This is a genomic window from Arthrobacter sp. 05L421, assembly GCF_056397785.1.
This window is the reverse complement of record NZ_JBFTOC010000002.1, coordinates 111876-127481: the sequence shown is the minus strand read 5'-3', so window position 1 is coordinate 127481 and position 15606 is coordinate 111876. Positions and strand designations below refer to the sequence as shown.

Below are 15606 nucleotides of genomic sequence, written 5' to 3'. Positions count from 1 at the left end.
CACAACGGTAGATCCTCACGCCGCGTGAGGATCAAGGCCACCTGACCGCCTGCGAGAAGTCGTCGCCGGCTCAGCCGGTCTTCCCGGCGTCGGCCAGCCGGTTGTTGAGCCGGTCCACCTCGTCCAGGACTTCGGTCGCCGCCCAGGCACGGCTGCGCTTTGACTGGGTGACCGGGGTGATCACCCCGGCATTGGAGAGCCTTTGCAGCGCGGCGTAGACGGAACTTTCGGCGACGCCGGCAACATGGGCAGCGCTGTGCGCCTCGAACACGGGCCGCTCCAGCAGCCACGGGATGATCTTTTCGTCCGCGGAGCCTCTGCGTGGCCTGGCCAGCTCCAGCCACATCGCCGGCAGGGCATCGAGTGCGGCCACGGATTCCCGGGCGGCGTTCGAGGCGCGGACCGCGGAACGGGCCAGGTAGAGCACGAACGGATCGGCGTCGCCGGAGCGGTAGTTGTTGACGAGGCCGAAATACGTGTCGACGTCGGCGACCATCGCCGACGCGATCGGGGTGACCGTGTTCTTTGTGAGCCCCCGACGCCGGGAAATCGCACCGATCAGGGCCCGGCCGATCCGGCCGTTGCCGTCGGTGAACGGGTGGATGGATTCGAAGTGGGCGTGCGCTATCGCCGCCTGCGCCATGATGGGGACGTCGCGGCGGTTGCAGAAGACCATCAAGTCCTCCATCAGCTCCGGCACGAGCTCCGGCGGGGGCGGGACATGGATGGCGCCGCGCGGTGAATGGTCGCTGCCGCCGATCCAGTTCTGAACGTCCCTGAACTTGCCGGCGTGTGGGCCGTCCATCGGGTCATCCTTCATGAGCGTGTGATGGGCACCCAGCATTGCCTCCAACCGGATCTCCCCGGTTCGCCCGGCGTCGTCGATCATCCCTTGTACGGCATCGGCTGCAGCCACCATTGAGCGGGCGTCATCACTGGCCTTGTGCCCGATCATGGCCCGGGCGTAGTCGTCGCGGTTGGCGTTGACGTGCTCGATTTTGGAGGAGGAGACAGCCTCACTGCGGAGCAGGAACCCGCTGATGGCGGCCATCCGCGCGCCGGCCGTGACGTCCAGGGAAGCTATGGCAACCGCGGCCTCCTCAAGGGCGACAATGGTCTCGCGGCCCGGTTCGAACCAGCTCCCGGCGATCATGGGTGGCAGCGAGACCACAACTTCGGTGAATTCCCGGTCTTCGCGCGGCGGCCGCCCGGACGACTTCCACGGCATCGTCTTGCTACCGTGTGCGGGCCAACGGGTCATGGATCCTCCGGAAGTCTAAATAGTCACCCTGCTATTTAGATTTTAGGGGTCAAACATGAATAAAGTGACACTTGTTGAGGAATAACCGCACCCATGGACCGCAAGTCGAGATCCTCTCCTCAGTCGACTAGGAGTTCGGATCTCCGACTTTGAGGCTTCCTGCTCTGATTTTTGCGAGGTCGCGGCGGAACATTTCCGGCTCACTCTCCATGGGGAGGTCAACAATATCTTCGGCTCCATCGAGAGATGCATCCGAGTCTGGCGACAGGGAGGCGAAGACGGCGGTGAGGTTATCTTGGTCGGGTCCGTGCTCGGCGACGAGTTCGAGAGTCCTGTGGTCGGCGGCAACAATGTGAAGACTGTCGATGAGTACGCGCGCGATCTGGTCCCTGGCGATAGCGCCGTCGGCGGGTGAGCCGGACTGTCGCCTGTCGCCCTGGAGCATGACGATCGTCCGCTGGTCTGGCTGGTTGTAGTCAAACCAGCCGGGCCGCACGATCGTGTAGGGGTTGCCGCTGGCGCGGATGAGCCGCTCACTGCGCAGCTTCCACTGGGCGTAGGCGACGCCGGGCCGGGTCGTGCCGATAGCAGTCATGAGGACAATATAGGCGCGGCGGCCGTCCAAGGCTTTGAGGACGTTCGCTACGCCGGTGTAGTCGTTGTCCCGCACGTCCCGTTCGCCGGTGGTGGATCCGTGCGTGAACACGATCGCGTCGACTGCGTCGACAGCCGGGCCGAGAGTATCTGGACGGGTCAGATCCCCGATCACCAAGTCCACTCCTTCGGGAAGAATGCGGACCGCGCGGGCCTGGTCACGCACAAGAGCCCGCACCGCGTAACCGTGCTGCAGCGCCTCGGCCACGGCGTAGCGGCCGATGCTGCCGGTAGCCCCGACGACCAGAACAGTGGAGGGCCGGTCGTTCATTTTTTCTCCTTCACTGCGGTCACTGCGGTGGTCCGCTGGGTGGCGGCCCAGCTGGCGAGGACTTTCAGCGCGTCCTCGGAGGGCGTTCCGGGATCTGCTGTGTAGACGTTGATGCGCATTCCCGGGTCGGCGGGCAGTTCAAGCGCTTCGAAGCTCAAGTCAAGGTCCCCAACAATTGGGTGATGAAGCCGCTTCCGGCCGGCGCGATGGTACTTCACATCGTGCCGCGCCCAACGGGTACGAAACTCCTCGCTTCGGGTTGAGAGTTCACCGATCAGGTCCGTGAGGTCTTTGTCGTAGGGGTTTTTCCCGGCCGTGGACCGCAGAACAGCGACGATGTCATCCGCCGCGCGTTCCCAATCGGCGAAGAAGTCCCGGGCCTTCGGGTTCAGGAAGGTGAAGCGTGCACTGTTCGGTGGAGTGGTCTGCTCGGCCATCAAGTCCAGATATAGCGCACGGCCCAGCTCGTTGGCGGCGAGGACATCCCCGCGGTCGTTGCGGACCCAGGCCGGTGCGGCCGTGATCGCATCAATGACGCGTTGCACGCTCGGCCGGACCGTCTGGGGGCTGCGCTTGCGCCGGACACGGGGAGCGGCGGTGGCGGCCCGGGCAAGGTCAAAAAGGTGGGCCGTTTCGGCGTCGTCGAGCTTCAGGGCACGCCCGAGGGCTTCGAGGACGCTGTCCGAGGCGCCTGAAAGGTTCCCCCGTTCCAGGCGTATGTAGTAGTCGATGCTCATTCCGGCGAGCATCGCGACTTCCTCGCGGCGCAGGCCGGCAACGCGCCGGTTGCCGCCGTAGACGGGCAGCCCGGCCTCATCCGGCGTGATCTTTGCGCGGCGGGAGGTCAGGAACTTCCGCACGTCGTCACTGTGTGTCATGGCATCCACGCTACGCGGTGGGTGATGCTCGAGGGAGGCACTGGCGTTACCCGGAACAACCGTGACTCCCGGCCCGTGAGGAATCACGGTTGCATTGAAAGCATGAAACCTGAACCCACAACAGCCCACCCGGCTGCGATTCTGGCGATCATCCTCGCCAGCTACTTCATGATCCTGCTGGACAACTCGGTTATCTTCACCGCCCTGCCGAGCCTGCAGGCAGATCTGCAGCTGAGCACCGGTGAGCTCACCTGGGTTCAGGACGCGTACACGCTGGTCTTCGGCGGCCTGCTGCTCCTCGGTGCCCGGGCAGGAGACCTACTCGGACGCCGGCGGGTCTTCGTGTTCGGGCTGGTTGTGTTCTCGATCGCGTCGCTGCTGATCGGACTGGCACCGACTGGCTGGTGGGCGATCGCCGGCCGTGCCGTGCAGGGTGTCGGGGCTGCGATCGTCGCGCCCGCCGCACTCTCCCTACTCACGGCCAGCTTCCCGGAAGGCCGCGAGCGCACCCGGGCCGTCGCCTTGTACGGCGCCACCGCAGGGATCGGCGCCAGCCTCGGTCTAGTCATCGGCGGGGCGCTGGCCCACTGGATCTCCTGGCGGGCCGGGTTCTTCGTCAACGTACCCATTGGCGCCGCGATGATCGCACTCGCCCCACGGTTCCTCACGGAATCAGGCCGTGCCCGCGGCCGCTTTGACCTATCCGGGGCAGTCAGCGCCACGCTGGGTGTCGGCGCTCTCGTATTCGGCATCATCAACACCGTCGACGCCGGCTGGGCTTCCCCGGTCACAATCACGGCCGTCAGCGCCGGCGTCGTGCTCCTGATCGTGTTCGTCCTGATCGAGCGCAGGGCTGCCCAGCCCATCATGCCGTTGCGGCTGTTCGCGAGCCGCCGCCGAACCGGCGCCTATGTCGCCCGCTTTCTGTACCTGGGCGCGATGATCGCATTCTTCTTTTTCACCACCCAGTTCCTCCAGGAAGTACTTGGCTTCGACCCTCTCCAGGCCGGCATCGGGTTCCTCCCCATGACGGCGGTCAACTTCGCTGTTGCAATGAGCATTCCGCGGCTCATGGGTAAAGTGCCCGGTTCAGTTCCACTCGTGGCCGGCATCCTGATCACTCTTGCCGGGATGTTCTGGCTCAGCCGAGTCGGTGTGGACTCCGGCTATCTGACCGGAGTGGCGCTGCCGATGGTCCTCATCGGCGCCGGCCAGGGCCTCGCGTTTGCGCCGCTGACCTCGTTCGGCATCGTCGGCGCTCCCGCGGCCGACGCCGGCGCGGCATCGGGCCTGGTGAACACCTTCCATCAGGTCGGCACCTGCTTGGGGCTTGGCATCGCGGTCGCGGCGGCAGCGGCCGTCCCGGCGGCGGGTTCCGCTGCAGCGCACCTGGCCTCGCAGGTCAGCGTCGCCCTCACGACGGGCAGCATTCTCCTGCTCCTTGCCCTGATCGTGACCACAGCCGCCATCCTGCCCGCCGATCTTGCCGCCCGCCGCACACAGAAGCAGCACGCCAGGACCGCCCCTGCGCCGCAGGTCCAAGAGGTCGGTTGAACCAACAACGCCATCCACAAGAAGGGGGTAATGACGTGCACTCCCACAATTCCGTACGTCTCAATATCGTGAAAGGCATGAACATGAAACTGACCCTCAACAACGGCGTCACAATGCCAGCCCTGGGCCTGGGGGTTTTCCAAAGTGCCCCGGAGCAGACCACTGCCGCGGTCGAGGCCGCGCTGGGCACCGGTTACCGGCACATCGATACCGCCGCCGCGTACGGCAACGAGCGGGAAGTCGGGCAGGGCATCCGCACCTCCGGCCTTGACCGTCCGGAGGTGTTCATCGAGACCAAGGTCTGGGTCAGCGACTACGGCTACGACCAAACACTTCACGCCTGGGACAAAGCGACGGGCAAGCTCGGCGTCGACTATCTTGACCTGCTCATCCTGCACCAACCCGCCCCCGACCGGTTCGAAAAAACCATCGCCGCGTACAAGGCGCTGGAGAGCCTGCTTGCCGACGGGCGCGTCCGGGCGATCGGCGTCAGCAACTTCATGCCGCACCACCTGCAGCGACTGCTCGACGCGGCCGACGTCGTCCCGGCCGTGAACCAGATCGAACTGCACCCCTACTTCACGCAGCCGGACGTACAGGCAGTCGATGCCCAGCACGGCATCCTCACCCAGGCCTGGTCACCGATCGGAGGCATCACCTTCTACCCAGGGTGGGGCCAGGAGCGCCGGAACGTCATGGAAGACCCGACAATCGCCACCATCGCACGGGCCTACGGCAAGAGTCCGGCCCAGGTCATGCTCCGCTGGCACCTGCAGCAGGGCCGCTCCGCCATCCCGAAATCGACCAACCCGGCACGCATCGCCGAAAACTTCGACGTGTTCGACTTCGAACTCAGTGCCGAGGAACTCACCGCCATCGATTCGCTCAACACCGGCAACCGCAACGGTCCGGACCCGGACGAAGCCCGCGAGGATCGCTTCGCCATGGTCATCCCCGAAGCCTAAGACAGAGAGAAGAAACCACTATGGAATACCGTCCCCTGGGCCGCACCGGCGTGCAGGTCAGCCCCCTATGTCTCGGTGCGATGATGTTCGGCCCCTGGGGCAACAACGACACCGCCGACTCCATCCGCATCATCCACCGCGCCCTCGACGCGGGCATCAACTTCATCGACACCGCCGACGTCTACTCGGGCGGGGCATCCGAGAAAATAGTCGGACAGGCACTCGACGGGCGACGGGACGAGGCGTTCCTCGCCACCAAGTTCTTCATGCCCATGAGCGAGGACCCCAACCAGCGCGGCGGCTCTCGCCGCTGGATCATGCAAGCAGTCGAAGACTCCCTTCGCCGGCTCAACACCGACTACATCGACCTCTACCAGGTCCACCGCCCCAGCCCCGATACCGACGTCGAAGAAACCCTCGGAGCGCTCAGCGACCTCGTCCGCCAAGGCAAAGTCCGTTACCTCGGTTCCTCGTCCTACTCCGGGTCCCAGATCGTGGAGGCCCAGTGGGCCTCCCGGGAACGCAACCTGGAGCGGTTCGTCACCGAGCAGCCGCCCTACTCGATTCTGGTCCGCGGCATCGAAGAAGACGTTCTCCCCACGGCCCAACGCCACGGCATGGGTACGCTCACCTACAGCCCGCTCAGCGGCGGGTGGCTTTCAGGGCGCTGGCGCAAGGACTCGGCATCGACGCCCACCTCCCCTGCACGTCCGAACGCCCGCTTCGACATGAGCAGCCCGGCGAACCAGCGAAAACTTGACATCGTCGAAGAACTTGCCCAGCTCGCCGAACACAACGGACTGACCCTCATCGAGCTGGCGATCGCTTTCGCGATCAACCACCCGGGCGTGACGGCCGCCATCGTTGGCCCGCGCACCATGGAACAACTCGAGTCTTACCTGCCCGCCGCTGACATGACACTGGGTACCGAGGTGCTGGACCGCATCGACCAAATCGTCGCACCCGGCGTCACCGTCAACCCCGACGACAACAGCTACGGCGCCCATGAACTCACAGCGCAGGCACGACGGCGGTGACAGACATGCGACCGCCGCGGCAGGGAGAGCAGCCCAAGCAGGTCGGGGGCGGACGGAGAATGTTCGGCGACTTCGCTCCCAAGCTCGCCGAGCTCACCGACGACGTCCTCTTTAAGGACGTCTGGAACCGGACCGAACTGAGCGCCCGCGATCGCAGCCTCATCACAGTAGCCGTGCTGACCGCCGGAGGGAACACCGAACAGCTGGGTTCCCTCCTCGGCCGCGCCCTCGAAAACGGTATGACCCAGGAAGAGCTCATCGAAGCCATCACCCACGTCACGCTCTACGCCGGCTGGCCCAAGGGCATGTCCGCGATGGGCATCGCCAAGCAACTCTTCACAGACAACAAATAAGGAAAATCATGAACATCGAACCCTCAGCGCCGACCACGAAGAACCCGGCGGCCCAGTTCGCCGGCGACGTCTGGCTGGATCCGATCGCACTGCCTCACGAGAAGGACCAGACGATGGTCGTCGCGACCGTTCGCTTCGCTCCAGGTGCCCGCACCGCCTGGCACTCGCACAAGCACGGCCAGTACCTGCGCGTCACTCAAGGCGTCGGCCGCTTCGGCGGCCGGGACGGCAGGATCATCGAGGTCCACCCCGGCCAGACGCTCTACACCCCGCCCGGCGAAGAGCACTGGCACGCTGCCGCCCCCGGCTGCTTCATGGAGCACATCGCCATGCTTCAGAACGGCGAGGACCCCGCCACAACCACGACCTGGGGCAAGCACATCACCGACGACGAATACAACGGCCGCTAACCCTCAGATGTTATTCGCAGACCCGAGACGTCGACGGAGAGTTTCCCTTCGGCGTTCCGGCGCGCTGGACAACAAGGACGGTTACTGCCGCGAAGCTATTCATCCGCGCTGGCAAGGAAGGGTACGACGCCGTCACCAACCGCCGCGCGTCGGCGTATGTCCCTTTCGGGCGTCGTCGGGCATTGCCATTTCGGCCCGCAGGCCTAGCAGCCGGATCGGACGGCCGGCTTCGATTCCCTCTGCGAGGTCCAAGGACTGCGCGAGGATTTCGTTCCGGTCGAATGTCTCAGGAATCTTCCTCGCGTGGGTTTTGGTCAAGAACGGCGCGTACCGAACCTTGAGGGTCAGCCCGATCACAGGCCGTCCTTCGGCCACAACATCCTCAAGGACACGCGCTGTCAGCTCCCTGACGGCGTCGTCCACCTGAGCGGCCTCGGTCAGGTCCCGCTGGAAGGTGGTCTCCCGGCTATGCCCGCGGGCAACCCACGGGGTGTCGTCCACAACGCTGGCGCCGTCCCCGCGTCCGAGCTCCGCGTACCAAAGCCCCATCCTGGGGCCGAACTCCGGGACCAGGTCTTGGGGGTCGGAGCCGGCGAGCTCGGCGACTGTGTTGATGCCAAGTTTGGCCAGCCGGCCCGACACTTTGGTTCCGACACCCCACAGGTCCTTGGTGGGCCGACTGCCCATGACGTCGAGCCAGTTCCCGGCAGTAAGTCGGAAGACGCCGGCCGGCTTGCCGAAACCGGTGGCGACCTTGGCTCGGACCAGGGTGTCGCCGATGCCAACACTGCAATGCAGCTGGGTTCGCTCCAGGACTGCGGCCTGCACCTGCCGGGCGTAGGCCTCCGGATTCTCTGTTTCGGTGCCTACAAAGGCCTCATCCCAACCCAGCACCTGCACGGTGGCGCCGGGCTGTGCGCGCAGGGTAGCCATCACGGTTTCAGACGCCGCCAGGTACGCCTCCTGGTCGACGGGCAGGATCACAGCGTCGGGTACCTTCCGGGCCGCAATGCGTAAGGGCATTCCGGAGCCCACGCCGAACGCCCTGGCTTCGTAGGATGCGGTGGACACCACGGCCCGTTCGGTGGGATCGCCCCGCCCGCCGACAATGATCGGCTTGCCGGCAAGCTCCGGCCGGCGGAGCACTTCGACCGCCGCGATGAACTGGTCGAGATCGACGTGCAGCACCCACCGGATTCCACTCACGCCACCAGTCTGCCTTAATCATCCCCGGCAAGCATCGGTTCTCCACCGGGCTTGGCCGCAGAGCCTGCGGCCTCCTGACCGCCTTTTCCAGCGCCGCTGAACACTGCCAGGTGGAACGAGGCTCCGGAAGGTGCCGTCGGGGCGCGCATCCGGGTCGTGGCCATACGCCACCAGGCGCTCCCGGGGCCAGGATCCGACGGCGGCGAGGTCGTCCCGCACATGAGCTGGCTCGTCGGCCAGTGGCATGTTCGCCGTGTCGCGGACTCCGTCGAGCCCGCCGGCCGCGTCCGCTTCCACCGGGCAATCAGTGCGTCAAAGTCGTCGGTTGCCGGACAAGGGCGCGTGTTGCGTATCCCTGTCGAAGTGACTCCTGGGCTTCGCACCCACCGAGTGAGACGAGCATCGCCAGTGTAAGGAACTCGCGCGTGGGCACGTCGATGCCGGTGCGTGTGAGGTGGTCTCCAAAGCAATCGGCTGAGAGGTAGCGCTGGAAGTGGATTTCGTCGTCGGGCGCCGAAGCATACATGCCCTCGATAACGTCACCCCCGACGATGTCCTTCTGCACGGCGAGTCCCTTCTCCGCACGGTCGGCCGGCGTGGTGGTGGACTGGCCCGGCAGTGGAAGCTCGATGCCCCGCTCGGTAAGGGCGTCATTCGTTGCGTGAATGAAGTCGACAACCTTGGCCATCCGCACATACGGGACGGCCTGGTAGACAATTTCCTTGACTTCGACCGGCATGATGCCCACGGCGAGCGCCGCGCCGAGCATGACGTGGTACTCCCCTATGGCCTGCGAGGCAATCATCGATGCGAGCTGCACCATGAGCCAGGTCCTCGTGTCCAGGTTTCCGTGGCGGAGCACCTCGTCGAAGGCGAAGTTGTCGAAATACCCGATGAGCTCGGGGTCGGTGACCGCCAGGGTCGAGACATGCCCCGGAAAAAGCTCGCCGTGGTTTTTGTGGGCCGCTGCGCTGGCAGCCCTTTCTGTCCGGTCGTTCATGATTGGGGAACGGTTGCTGGTATAGGCCACGAGTCCGGCCAACTGCAATCCTGAAGAATGAGGGAGTGCCTCCCGACACGTGTACTGGCAGTACCTCCTCCACGCCCTCCGCCGCAGGTAGGCTCACCTTGCAGTCGGACACAGTGCAGTGCCGACATAGGCACGGTCGGGCCAGCTGTTTCGAAGAAGAGAGATATTGATGACGGAAGCGCCAAGTTCGGTCAATTCCCACGGCCGGCCCGCCGCACTGGCCGTGCGCCCTGCCGAGCCGACAGACCTGCCGATGCTCTATAGGTCCGAACTGCTGTATATGCGGGAAATTGAGAGCGAACACGTCGACAAATGGCTGCAGGCGGTTGATCGGAATCTGGAGCTCTGGACAACGAACCTCTCCCGAGCTCGGGTTATCGACGTTGGCGGTCAGCCGGCAGGCATCATGCTGTGGATGCCGTTGCCTGAGGGAGTGGCAGTACTGGTCACCATCCACGTCCTGCCACAATTCCGGCGACAGGGACTCGGTCAACGCCTACTGGAGCGGTTCGTGTCCGATGCATCAGCCAGCGGGTCAAGCACGCTTACCTTGGGAGTGCACCAGGTCAACCCCGCACGGGAACTGTACGAACAGGCCGGCTTTGAACGGACCCACGCGGACAGCGACTATCTCTACTACTCGATGGCCGTGTCAGTCCCGAGCGCCCAAGGTTCGAGGCCGCTGCCCGGAACGCCTTAAGCTCAGATCGATCGAATCGCACGGCGGATGCGCCTAGCGCTGAAAGGCTTCCCGAACGTCCGGCGGCGTAGCTTCCTGGATGACCCAGCGGTTGCCGTCCGGGTCGCTGAAATAGGCGAAGGCGATTCCACCCATGTCCTGGACCTCGCTGATCTCCGCTCCGCGATGTAGAAGCTCAGCCCTTGTGGATGCCATGTCCGGGACCACGAGTTGCAGGCCTTCCAGGCTGCCCGGCGGCATGCTGGTCATTCCCGTGCCGATGACGATGGAGGCGGCGGAGCCGGGTGGCGTAAGTTGGACGACCCGGATGCCCGGTATGTATTCCACATCGTGGTCCAGGGCGAACCCAAGCCGGTCTGTGTAGAACGACTTGGCTTTGTCCACATCGCTGACGGGTACCTGTACAACCTCGAGGCGCATCTCCATGCGCCTCAGAGTACCCCGGTTTTCGCTGCGCACGGAGTGTGGCGCAAAGCCACGCCATGCGGCCGCCGCCGGGATTCCGGTCGGTCACCGCGGAGTGGACCGTGCAACCTGCGAGGTAGGCGAAGCCCTAGGGCGCGGTCACGTAGTACCCCGGTACCGGTTGGGCTGGTCCAAGAGAGTCCTCGCGGCCGATGTGGGTGGAGGGGGCGATCCGTAGCGTGAAAGAGCAAGGCGGGGCACATGGAAGGCGATGGCCCCGCAACTCCATACGGAATCGAGACTCACAAATGGCATCCCTCCCTACACGAATCATTCATTCCGCTCTCTCGGTTGGCTTCTTCCTCCTCGCTGTGACTGCGATGGCTTTCGCGGGCGCGTCGGTGGCGGATGCGGAAAGTCACGTCCGCCCCGCCGGCCAAGAGCCGAAGGAGCTGCCCGTGAATCGGCCCTCCTCCTCCGGCCCGATAGTTGTCGCCGTCGTCCTGGGATCGTCAGGAACCGTTGGAAGTGATGTTCTGGCCCCCTACGAAGTATTTGCCAGCTCGCCGGATTTTTCGGTGTACACAATTGCCGCTCGGTCCGCCCCTGTGCCAATAGACGGGGGTCCGGCGATAGTGCCCACGTACACGTTCGAGGACGTCCGATCGGGCAAGGCCCGGCAGCCGGCCGTCGTCGTTGTGCCGGCCGTCGGCGCCCCGGAGGGCCCGGAGGAAACCGCAATGCGCGAGTGGATCGTGGAGCAATCAGGTCGCGGTGCGCGCATCTTGGGCGTCTGCAACGGATCGAGCGTCCTCGCCGGGACCGGCCTCTTGAATGGGCATAAGGCGACAAGCCACTGGTCCCGTCTGGGTGCCCTCAAGCAGAGCCATCCCGAGGTCCAGTGGACGGGAGGTCTGCGATTTGTTCAGGACGGCAGGATCACCACCACGGCCGGCGTAACCTCCGGCATCCCCGGCGCCCTGAAAGTCATGGAGGACATGGCGGGTGCCGTCGAAGCCGGACGAGTCGGCCGGCTGATGAAATACCCGGGTTGGCAGGCGGCGTCGCCAGCGCAGATACCCGTCCAGTCCTTCTCCGCCGCGGACATTCCTGTCGGACTCAACGCCCTCGTCCCGTGGCTCCGGCCGACGATAGGCGTCGGGCTCTTCAACGGGGTGGGTGAGATCGACGTCGCCAGCGCCTTCGAGGTCTACAACATGTCCTTCGCCGCCCGGGCCGTGGCGGTCGGCGCCACTGATACCGTCACCACCAAGCATGGTCTCATTCTCCTGACCGTCCCGGAACATCAGGCTCCCCCGATGGACCGGTTCATCGCCCCCGGCGCGGCCCGGGCCCAGGACATTGATCCGCAATTGCGTGACTGGGCCGCGTCCCGCAGCACGCCCGTCGATGCCTTTACTGGTGCCGACGGAGCGCTCGGGTTCGACGGCGCCATCGAGTATCTGGCGCAGCACACCGACCGTGCGACGGCTGTATCGGCAGCCAAGATGATCGACTATCCCACGGCGCATCTGGACCTTCCGGCCGGAGGCGCCTCTATCCGGGTTTCCGGACTGATCGTGCTTGGCCTCCTGCTTGCTGTATTGGCCGGATCTCTCCCGGTGGCCATTCGAAGGGCCATCCGGCGCGGAAGGGAGGGGCGCGGATGGTGATTGCCATGATTCTGCCGGTTTCACGAATATGCTCTCCACAGCCACCACAACAGGGCACAGGAACACCACGCTGCCTAGGACTGGACAAGAGGATGGGTTTAGATGCCGTTAGATCAGCTTTTCGCGACACTCGCCTGCGCACTTCTGGCCGGCCTGACCATCTTCCAGGGCGCGCTTATCGCCGGAGCTCCGCTGGGAAGAGCGGCGTGGGGCGGGCAACACCGCGTCCTTCCTGCCAAACTGCGAATCGGGAGCGCCCTGTCCATAGCCGTGTATGCTCTCTTCGCTTATGCAGCTCTGGCCAAGGCTGGTTTGGTCCCGCTGTTGGTCAGCGAATCCTTTACTGCGGTCACCATGTGGGTGATGACGGCATACTTCGTGCTGGGAGTCTTCATGAACGGGATCTCCCGCAGCAAACCCGAACGCCTCATCATGACCCCCGCCACGTTCGTCCTAGCCGCCCTCTACCTGGTCCTTGCGCTCCACTGATCTCCCAACCCACGGCCGAAGGACCCTTATGCACTTCACGACAGGTAGAGGCCGGAGCATGACCGGCGCGGGGTCCCGGCGGGCCCGGCAGCGTTGCCGGTACCGGCTGTGAAGTCACCGATTTCGTCGGGCGAACCGCGCGGGCCACGCGGATGGTGCTCCCGCCCGCGCGTCACGGACCTCTTGGTCGCTGCCGCCTACACGGCACCGGCCCTGGCGGCAGCCATCGCCTTCCGGGACGGCGAGACCGAAGGGCCGTGGTTCGTTCTCCAGTGTCTCGCTGTGGTGGTTTCCGGCACTGCACTGGTCTTCCGCCGGCGAGCTCCGATGTCGTCTTTGGCTGCCACAGCCGGCATCATGCTCATCACGTTCTCGGTCCCGGCGAGCTTCGCAACGGTCGCGACAGCCATGGCTCTGTACGCCGTCGGCGTTTACCGGTCAGCGCGGCACGCCATCCTTTCCCTTCTGGGGACCGGTGCGATCCTCCTTATTGCCGCGGTCCTGCTGCCCTGGTCGATGGTGGACCTTGGCCAAGCCGTCCAGGCGATTGCCGTCCTGGTGATCGCGACACTGAGCGGCCTGAACGTCCGCACGCGCCGGCACTACGTGAGCGCCCTCGTGGACCGTGCGGACCGGCTGACGCGTGAACGGGAGCACCTGTCCAGCATCGCGGCCGCCGCGGAACGCAACGCGATCGCCCGGGAGATGCACGACATCGTCTCGCATGGATTGGCAGTGATGATTTCCCTGGCCCATGGTTCGGCCGAGATCGCCGCCACTGATCCTGCGCGCGCCGTCCAAGCCATGCGTCAAGTCGCCGAGACGGGACGCGTGGCGGTGACGGATATGCGCCGGATGCTGGGAGTTCTGAACGAAGGCGATACCGAAGGCAATACCGGGATGTTGGCCGGCGCGGCAGTACCTTCGCCCGGGGTGGGGGACATTCCGGAGTTGGTGGAGCTGTTCGGTTCCGCGGGCCTTCCGGTGGCTTGGCAGCCGGCTGGTGTTGCTCCGGCCGATCCCGGAATCCAGCTAGCTATCTACCGTGTCGTCCAGGAAGGGCTTACTAATGCGCTTAAGTACGCAAGAGCTGCAACAGCGGTCACGGTTCGGACGGAGTTCAGCCCGCAGACGATCGTGGTCACGGTGACAGACGACGGGCACCCGGAGGTCGCCCACTCCGACCATGCCGGGCGTGGCGTCGCGGGAATGCGTGAGCGTGTCGCGCTGTACGGCGGCACGCTGCGCGCGGGTCCTCTGGCCAGCGGTGGATGGTCCGTGACCGCCCGGTTCCCACCGCAGGAGGGATCTCCGTGGCTTCGGTAGGTGCCCCGTTCAGCCGTCCGATCCGGGTACTGCTGGTTGATGACCAGACACTTGTCCGGATGGGTTTCCGCATGGTGCTTGATGCCCAGGACGGGGTGGAAGTCGTGGGGGAAGGCTCTGACGGCAGGATTGGCATCGACATGTGTCGAACCCTGGCGCCGGACGTGGTCCTGATGGATGTGCGGATGCCCGACACGGACGGCATCACCGCGACCCGGCGCATTGTCGAGGAGTGCCCGCAGTCACGGGTCATTGTCTTGACGACGTTCGACCTCGACGAGTATGCCTTCGCGGCACTCCGGGCCGGTGCCAGTGGTTTTCTACTCAAGGATGTCGGGCCATCTGAGTTGCTCGCCTCCATCAGGGCCGTCGCCGGAGGAGACGCCGCCATTTCCTCCAGGGTCAGCCGCCGGATGCTGGAGCTCTTCAGCCAACGACTTCCCTCCGGGCCCCCCGCCGCGGGCGACGAAGCGGTGGCGTCCCTGACACCGAGGGAGCGGGAAATACTCGTGGCCATCGGGCGGGGACTGACCAACACCGAGATCGGGGAACGGCTGACCGTGGCGGAATCAACGGTCAAAACCCATGTGGGCCGCATCCTCATGAAACTCGGGCTGCGCGACCGTGTACACGCCGTCATCTTCGCCTATGAACACGGCTTGGCACGCTAACGGCGGCCGAACTGAACCCCCTGGCCGGCGGCGAATTTGTGAGTGACACTCTGAAGAAGGTGCGGGCAGCGGGAACTAGGGCTAGTGTCGCGGCATGGTGTCGGACGCTTTATTGAGGGATGCGAAGAGTGTCTTGCGCGCCGAGGTTCGTCTCGGCCGCCGGGCTCGATCGGTGAGTGAACGGGAAGCGGCCACGGCCGGCTTGACGGCGAATTTGATCGCTCTGGTCCGTCGCCGTGCCCCCACCTTGGTTGGTTGCTACCTGTCGGGTACAGATGAACCGAACACGCGGCCGTTCTTGAGTTGGGCCGCCGCCAACGGCGTAGAGGTTCTGGTTCCAGTGAGCAGACGGGACGGGCTCTTGGACTGGGTGCAGGCACGAGGAGGGCCCGAACAGGTCGGCCTGTACGGCATCTCTGAAATGGTTGGCGAAGTTGTCGGCCCCAGTGTGTTCCAGAGTGTTGAACTGCTGCTTATTCCCGCTGCCGCGGTCGACTTGTCGGGAATGAGGATGGGGTGGGGGCGCGGGTACTTTGACCGGGCTCTCGCGTCTCTAAGGGAGGCCCCTCCGGTGTTCGCCGTTGTCTACGACGACGAGTTGCTTGACTCGGTCCCGGCAGAGAGCCATGACCGACCCGTCAATGGGGTAGTAACCCCGAGTCAGACCCGCGAGTTCTGACCAGCCTTATCCCAGATGCCCGGACAGTCGAGTTTCTTGGCCCT

At 65.0% G+C, this 15606-nt stretch carries 17 protein-coding genes; 11 read left to right on the top strand and 6 right to left on the bottom strand.

Annotated features, from left to right (window positions below; all coding sequences use genetic code 11):
* Positions 1–70 precede the first annotated feature (70 nt).
* From AC1DKQ_RS03525 to AC1DKQ_RS03515, 3 genes are all read right to left on the bottom strand, one after another.
* Complete coding sequence (locus tag AC1DKQ_RS03525; protein ID WP_476918222.1) at positions 71–1261, bottom strand: Fic family protein; 1191 nt, start codon at positions 1259–1261, stop codon at positions 71–73.
* A gap of 127 nt (positions 1262–1388) precedes the next feature.
* Positions 1389–2186, bottom strand: a complete 798-nt coding sequence (locus AC1DKQ_RS03520; protein ID WP_476918221.1) for an SDR family oxidoreductase — start codon at positions 2184–2186, stop codon at positions 1389–1391.
* A complete protein-coding gene (locus tag AC1DKQ_RS03515; RefSeq protein WP_476918220.1) occupies positions 2183–3064 on the bottom strand; it encodes a helix-turn-helix transcriptional regulator in 882 nt (293 codons plus the stop codon). Before AC1DKQ_RS03515 ends, AC1DKQ_RS03520 begins: the two co-directional genes overlap by 4 nt.
* Positions 3065–3166: 102 nt before the next feature.
* Between AC1DKQ_RS03515 and AC1DKQ_RS03510 the strand changes: the two genes are divergently transcribed.
* From AC1DKQ_RS03510 to AC1DKQ_RS03490, 5 genes are all read left to right on the top strand, one after another.
* Positions 3167–4618 (top strand): MFS transporter, encoded by a 1452-nt coding sequence (locus AC1DKQ_RS03510; protein WP_476918219.1) that lies wholly within the window; start codon positions 3167–3169, stop codon positions 4616–4618.
* A gap of 83 nt (positions 4619–4701) precedes the next feature.
* Positions 4702–5583, top strand: coding sequence for an aldo/keto reductase (locus tag AC1DKQ_RS03505; protein WP_476918365.1), 882 nt, complete (start codon positions 4702–4704; stop codon positions 5581–5583).
* Positions 5584–5603: 20 nt separating this feature from the next.
* On the top strand, positions 5604–6620 hold the full coding sequence (locus AC1DKQ_RS03500; RefSeq protein ID WP_476918218.1) for an aldo/keto reductase: 1017 nt from the start codon (positions 5604–5606) through the stop codon (positions 6618–6620).
* Positions 6621–6625: 5 nt separating this feature from the next.
* Positions 6626–6973, top strand: coding sequence for a carboxymuconolactone decarboxylase family protein (locus AC1DKQ_RS03495; protein ID WP_476918364.1), 348 nt, complete (start codon positions 6626–6628; stop codon positions 6971–6973).
* Between the two features lie 8 nt (positions 6974–6981).
* On the top strand, positions 6982–7383 hold the full coding sequence (locus AC1DKQ_RS03490) for a (R)-mandelonitrile lyase (protein WP_476884615.1): 402 nt from the start codon (positions 6982–6984) through the stop codon (positions 7381–7383).
* A 132-nt stretch (positions 7384–7515) separates the two neighbouring features.
* Here AC1DKQ_RS03490 and AC1DKQ_RS03485 read toward each other — a convergent pair whose 3' ends face one another.
* Entirely contained in the window at positions 7516–8589 is a 1074-nt protein-coding gene (locus tag AC1DKQ_RS03485) for a DNA polymerase IV (protein WP_476918217.1), read from the bottom strand.
* A gap of 304 nt (positions 8590–8893) precedes the next feature.
* On the bottom strand, positions 8894–9589 hold the full coding sequence (locus AC1DKQ_RS03480) for a carboxymuconolactone decarboxylase family protein (protein WP_476918216.1): 696 nt from the start codon (positions 9587–9589) through the stop codon (positions 8894–8896).
* 199 nt (positions 9590–9788) lie between these two features.
* Here AC1DKQ_RS03480 and AC1DKQ_RS03475 point away from each other — a divergent pair, with 199 nt between their 5' ends.
* Positions 9789–10319 (top strand): GNAT family N-acetyltransferase, encoded by a 531-nt coding sequence (locus AC1DKQ_RS03475; protein ID WP_476918215.1) that lies wholly within the window; start codon positions 9789–9791, stop codon positions 10317–10319.
* A 33-nt stretch (positions 10320–10352) separates the two neighbouring features.
* On the opposite strand, the gene AC1DKQ_RS03470 is transcribed toward AC1DKQ_RS03475, so the two are convergent.
* Positions 10353–10745 (bottom strand): VOC family protein, encoded by a 393-nt coding sequence (locus tag AC1DKQ_RS03470; protein ID WP_476884619.1) that lies wholly within the window; start codon positions 10743–10745, stop codon positions 10353–10355.
* Positions 10746–10936: 191 nt separating this feature from the next.
* Here AC1DKQ_RS03470 and AC1DKQ_RS03465 point away from each other — a divergent pair, with 191 nt between their 5' ends.
* From AC1DKQ_RS03465 to AC1DKQ_RS03445, 5 genes are all read left to right on the top strand, one after another.
* Positions 10937–12397, top strand: coding sequence for a DJ-1/PfpI family protein (locus tag AC1DKQ_RS03465; RefSeq protein ID WP_476918214.1), 1461 nt, complete (start codon positions 10937–10939; stop codon positions 12395–12397).
* Positions 12398–12499: 102 nt separating this feature from the next.
* Positions 12500–12886, top strand: coding sequence for a hypothetical protein (locus tag AC1DKQ_RS03460; RefSeq protein WP_476884620.1), 387 nt, complete (start codon positions 12500–12502; stop codon positions 12884–12886).
* Positions 12887–12994: 108 nt separating this feature from the next.
* Positions 12995–14212, top strand: a complete 1218-nt coding sequence (locus tag AC1DKQ_RS03455; protein ID WP_476918213.1) for a sensor histidine kinase — start codon at positions 12995–12997, stop codon at positions 14210–14212.
* Complete coding sequence (locus AC1DKQ_RS03450) at positions 14200–14883, top strand: response regulator (RefSeq protein ID WP_476918212.1); 684 nt, start codon at positions 14200–14202, stop codon at positions 14881–14883. Before AC1DKQ_RS03455 ends, AC1DKQ_RS03450 begins: the two co-directional genes overlap by 13 nt.
* Positions 14884–14977: 94 nt before the next feature.
* Positions 14978–15562: a 5-formyltetrahydrofolate cyclo-ligase gene (locus AC1DKQ_RS03445; RefSeq protein ID WP_476918211.1), complete on the top strand. Its 585-nt coding sequence runs from the start codon at positions 14978–14980 to the stop codon at positions 15560–15562.
* The last annotated feature ends 44 nt before the right edge of the window (positions 15563–15606 follow it).

Excerpts from the sequence above, each read along its gene's own strand:
- AC1DKQ_RS03480 (WP_476918216.1), bottom strand. The coding sequence starts at position 9,589 with ATGAACGACCGGACAGAAAGGGCTGCCAGCGCAGCGGCCCACAAAAAC.
- AC1DKQ_RS03510 (WP_476918219.1), top strand. The coding sequence starts at position 3,167 with ATGAAACCTGAACCCACAACAGCCCACCCGGCTGCGATTCTGGCGATC.
- AC1DKQ_RS03520 (WP_476918221.1), bottom strand. The coding sequence starts at position 2,186 with ATGAACGACCGGCCCTCCACTGTTCTGGTCGTCGGGGCTACCGGCAGC.
- AC1DKQ_RS03495 (WP_476918364.1), top strand. The coding sequence starts at position 6,626 with ATGCGACCGCCGCGGCAGGGAGAGCAGCCCAAGCAGGTCGGGGGCGGA.
- AC1DKQ_RS03460 (WP_476884620.1), top strand. The coding sequence starts at position 12,500 with ATGCCGTTAGATCAGCTTTTCGCGACACTCGCCTGCGCACTTCTGGCC.
- AC1DKQ_RS03525 (WP_476918222.1), bottom strand. The coding sequence starts at position 1,261 with ATGACCCGTTGGCCCGCACACGGTAGCAAGACGATGCCGTGGAAGTCG.
- AC1DKQ_RS03490 (WP_476884615.1), top strand. The coding sequence starts at position 6,982 with ATGAACATCGAACCCTCAGCGCCGACCACGAAGAACCCGGCGGCCCAG.
- AC1DKQ_RS03500 (WP_476918218.1), top strand. The coding sequence starts at position 5,604 with ATGGAATACCGTCCCCTGGGCCGCACCGGCGTGCAGGTCAGCCCCCTA.
- AC1DKQ_RS03465 (WP_476918214.1), top strand. The coding sequence starts at position 10,937 with ATGTGGGTGGAGGGGGCGATCCGTAGCGTGAAAGAGCAAGGCGGGGCA.
- AC1DKQ_RS03515 (WP_476918220.1), bottom strand. The coding sequence starts at position 3,064 with ATGACACACAGTGACGACGTGCGGAAGTTCCTGACCTCCCGCCGCGCA.
- AC1DKQ_RS03475 (WP_476918215.1), top strand. The coding sequence starts at position 9,789 with ATGACGGAAGCGCCAAGTTCGGTCAATTCCCACGGCCGGCCCGCCGCA.
- AC1DKQ_RS03445 (WP_476918211.1), top strand. The coding sequence starts at position 14,978 with ATGGTGTCGGACGCTTTATTGAGGGATGCGAAGAGTGTCTTGCGCGCC.
- AC1DKQ_RS03470 (WP_476884619.1), bottom strand. The coding sequence starts at position 10,745 with ATGGAGATGCGCCTCGAGGTTGTACAGGTACCCGTCAGCGATGTGGAC.
- AC1DKQ_RS03505 (WP_476918365.1), top strand. The coding sequence starts at position 4,702 with ATGAAACTGACCCTCAACAACGGCGTCACAATGCCAGCCCTGGGCCTG.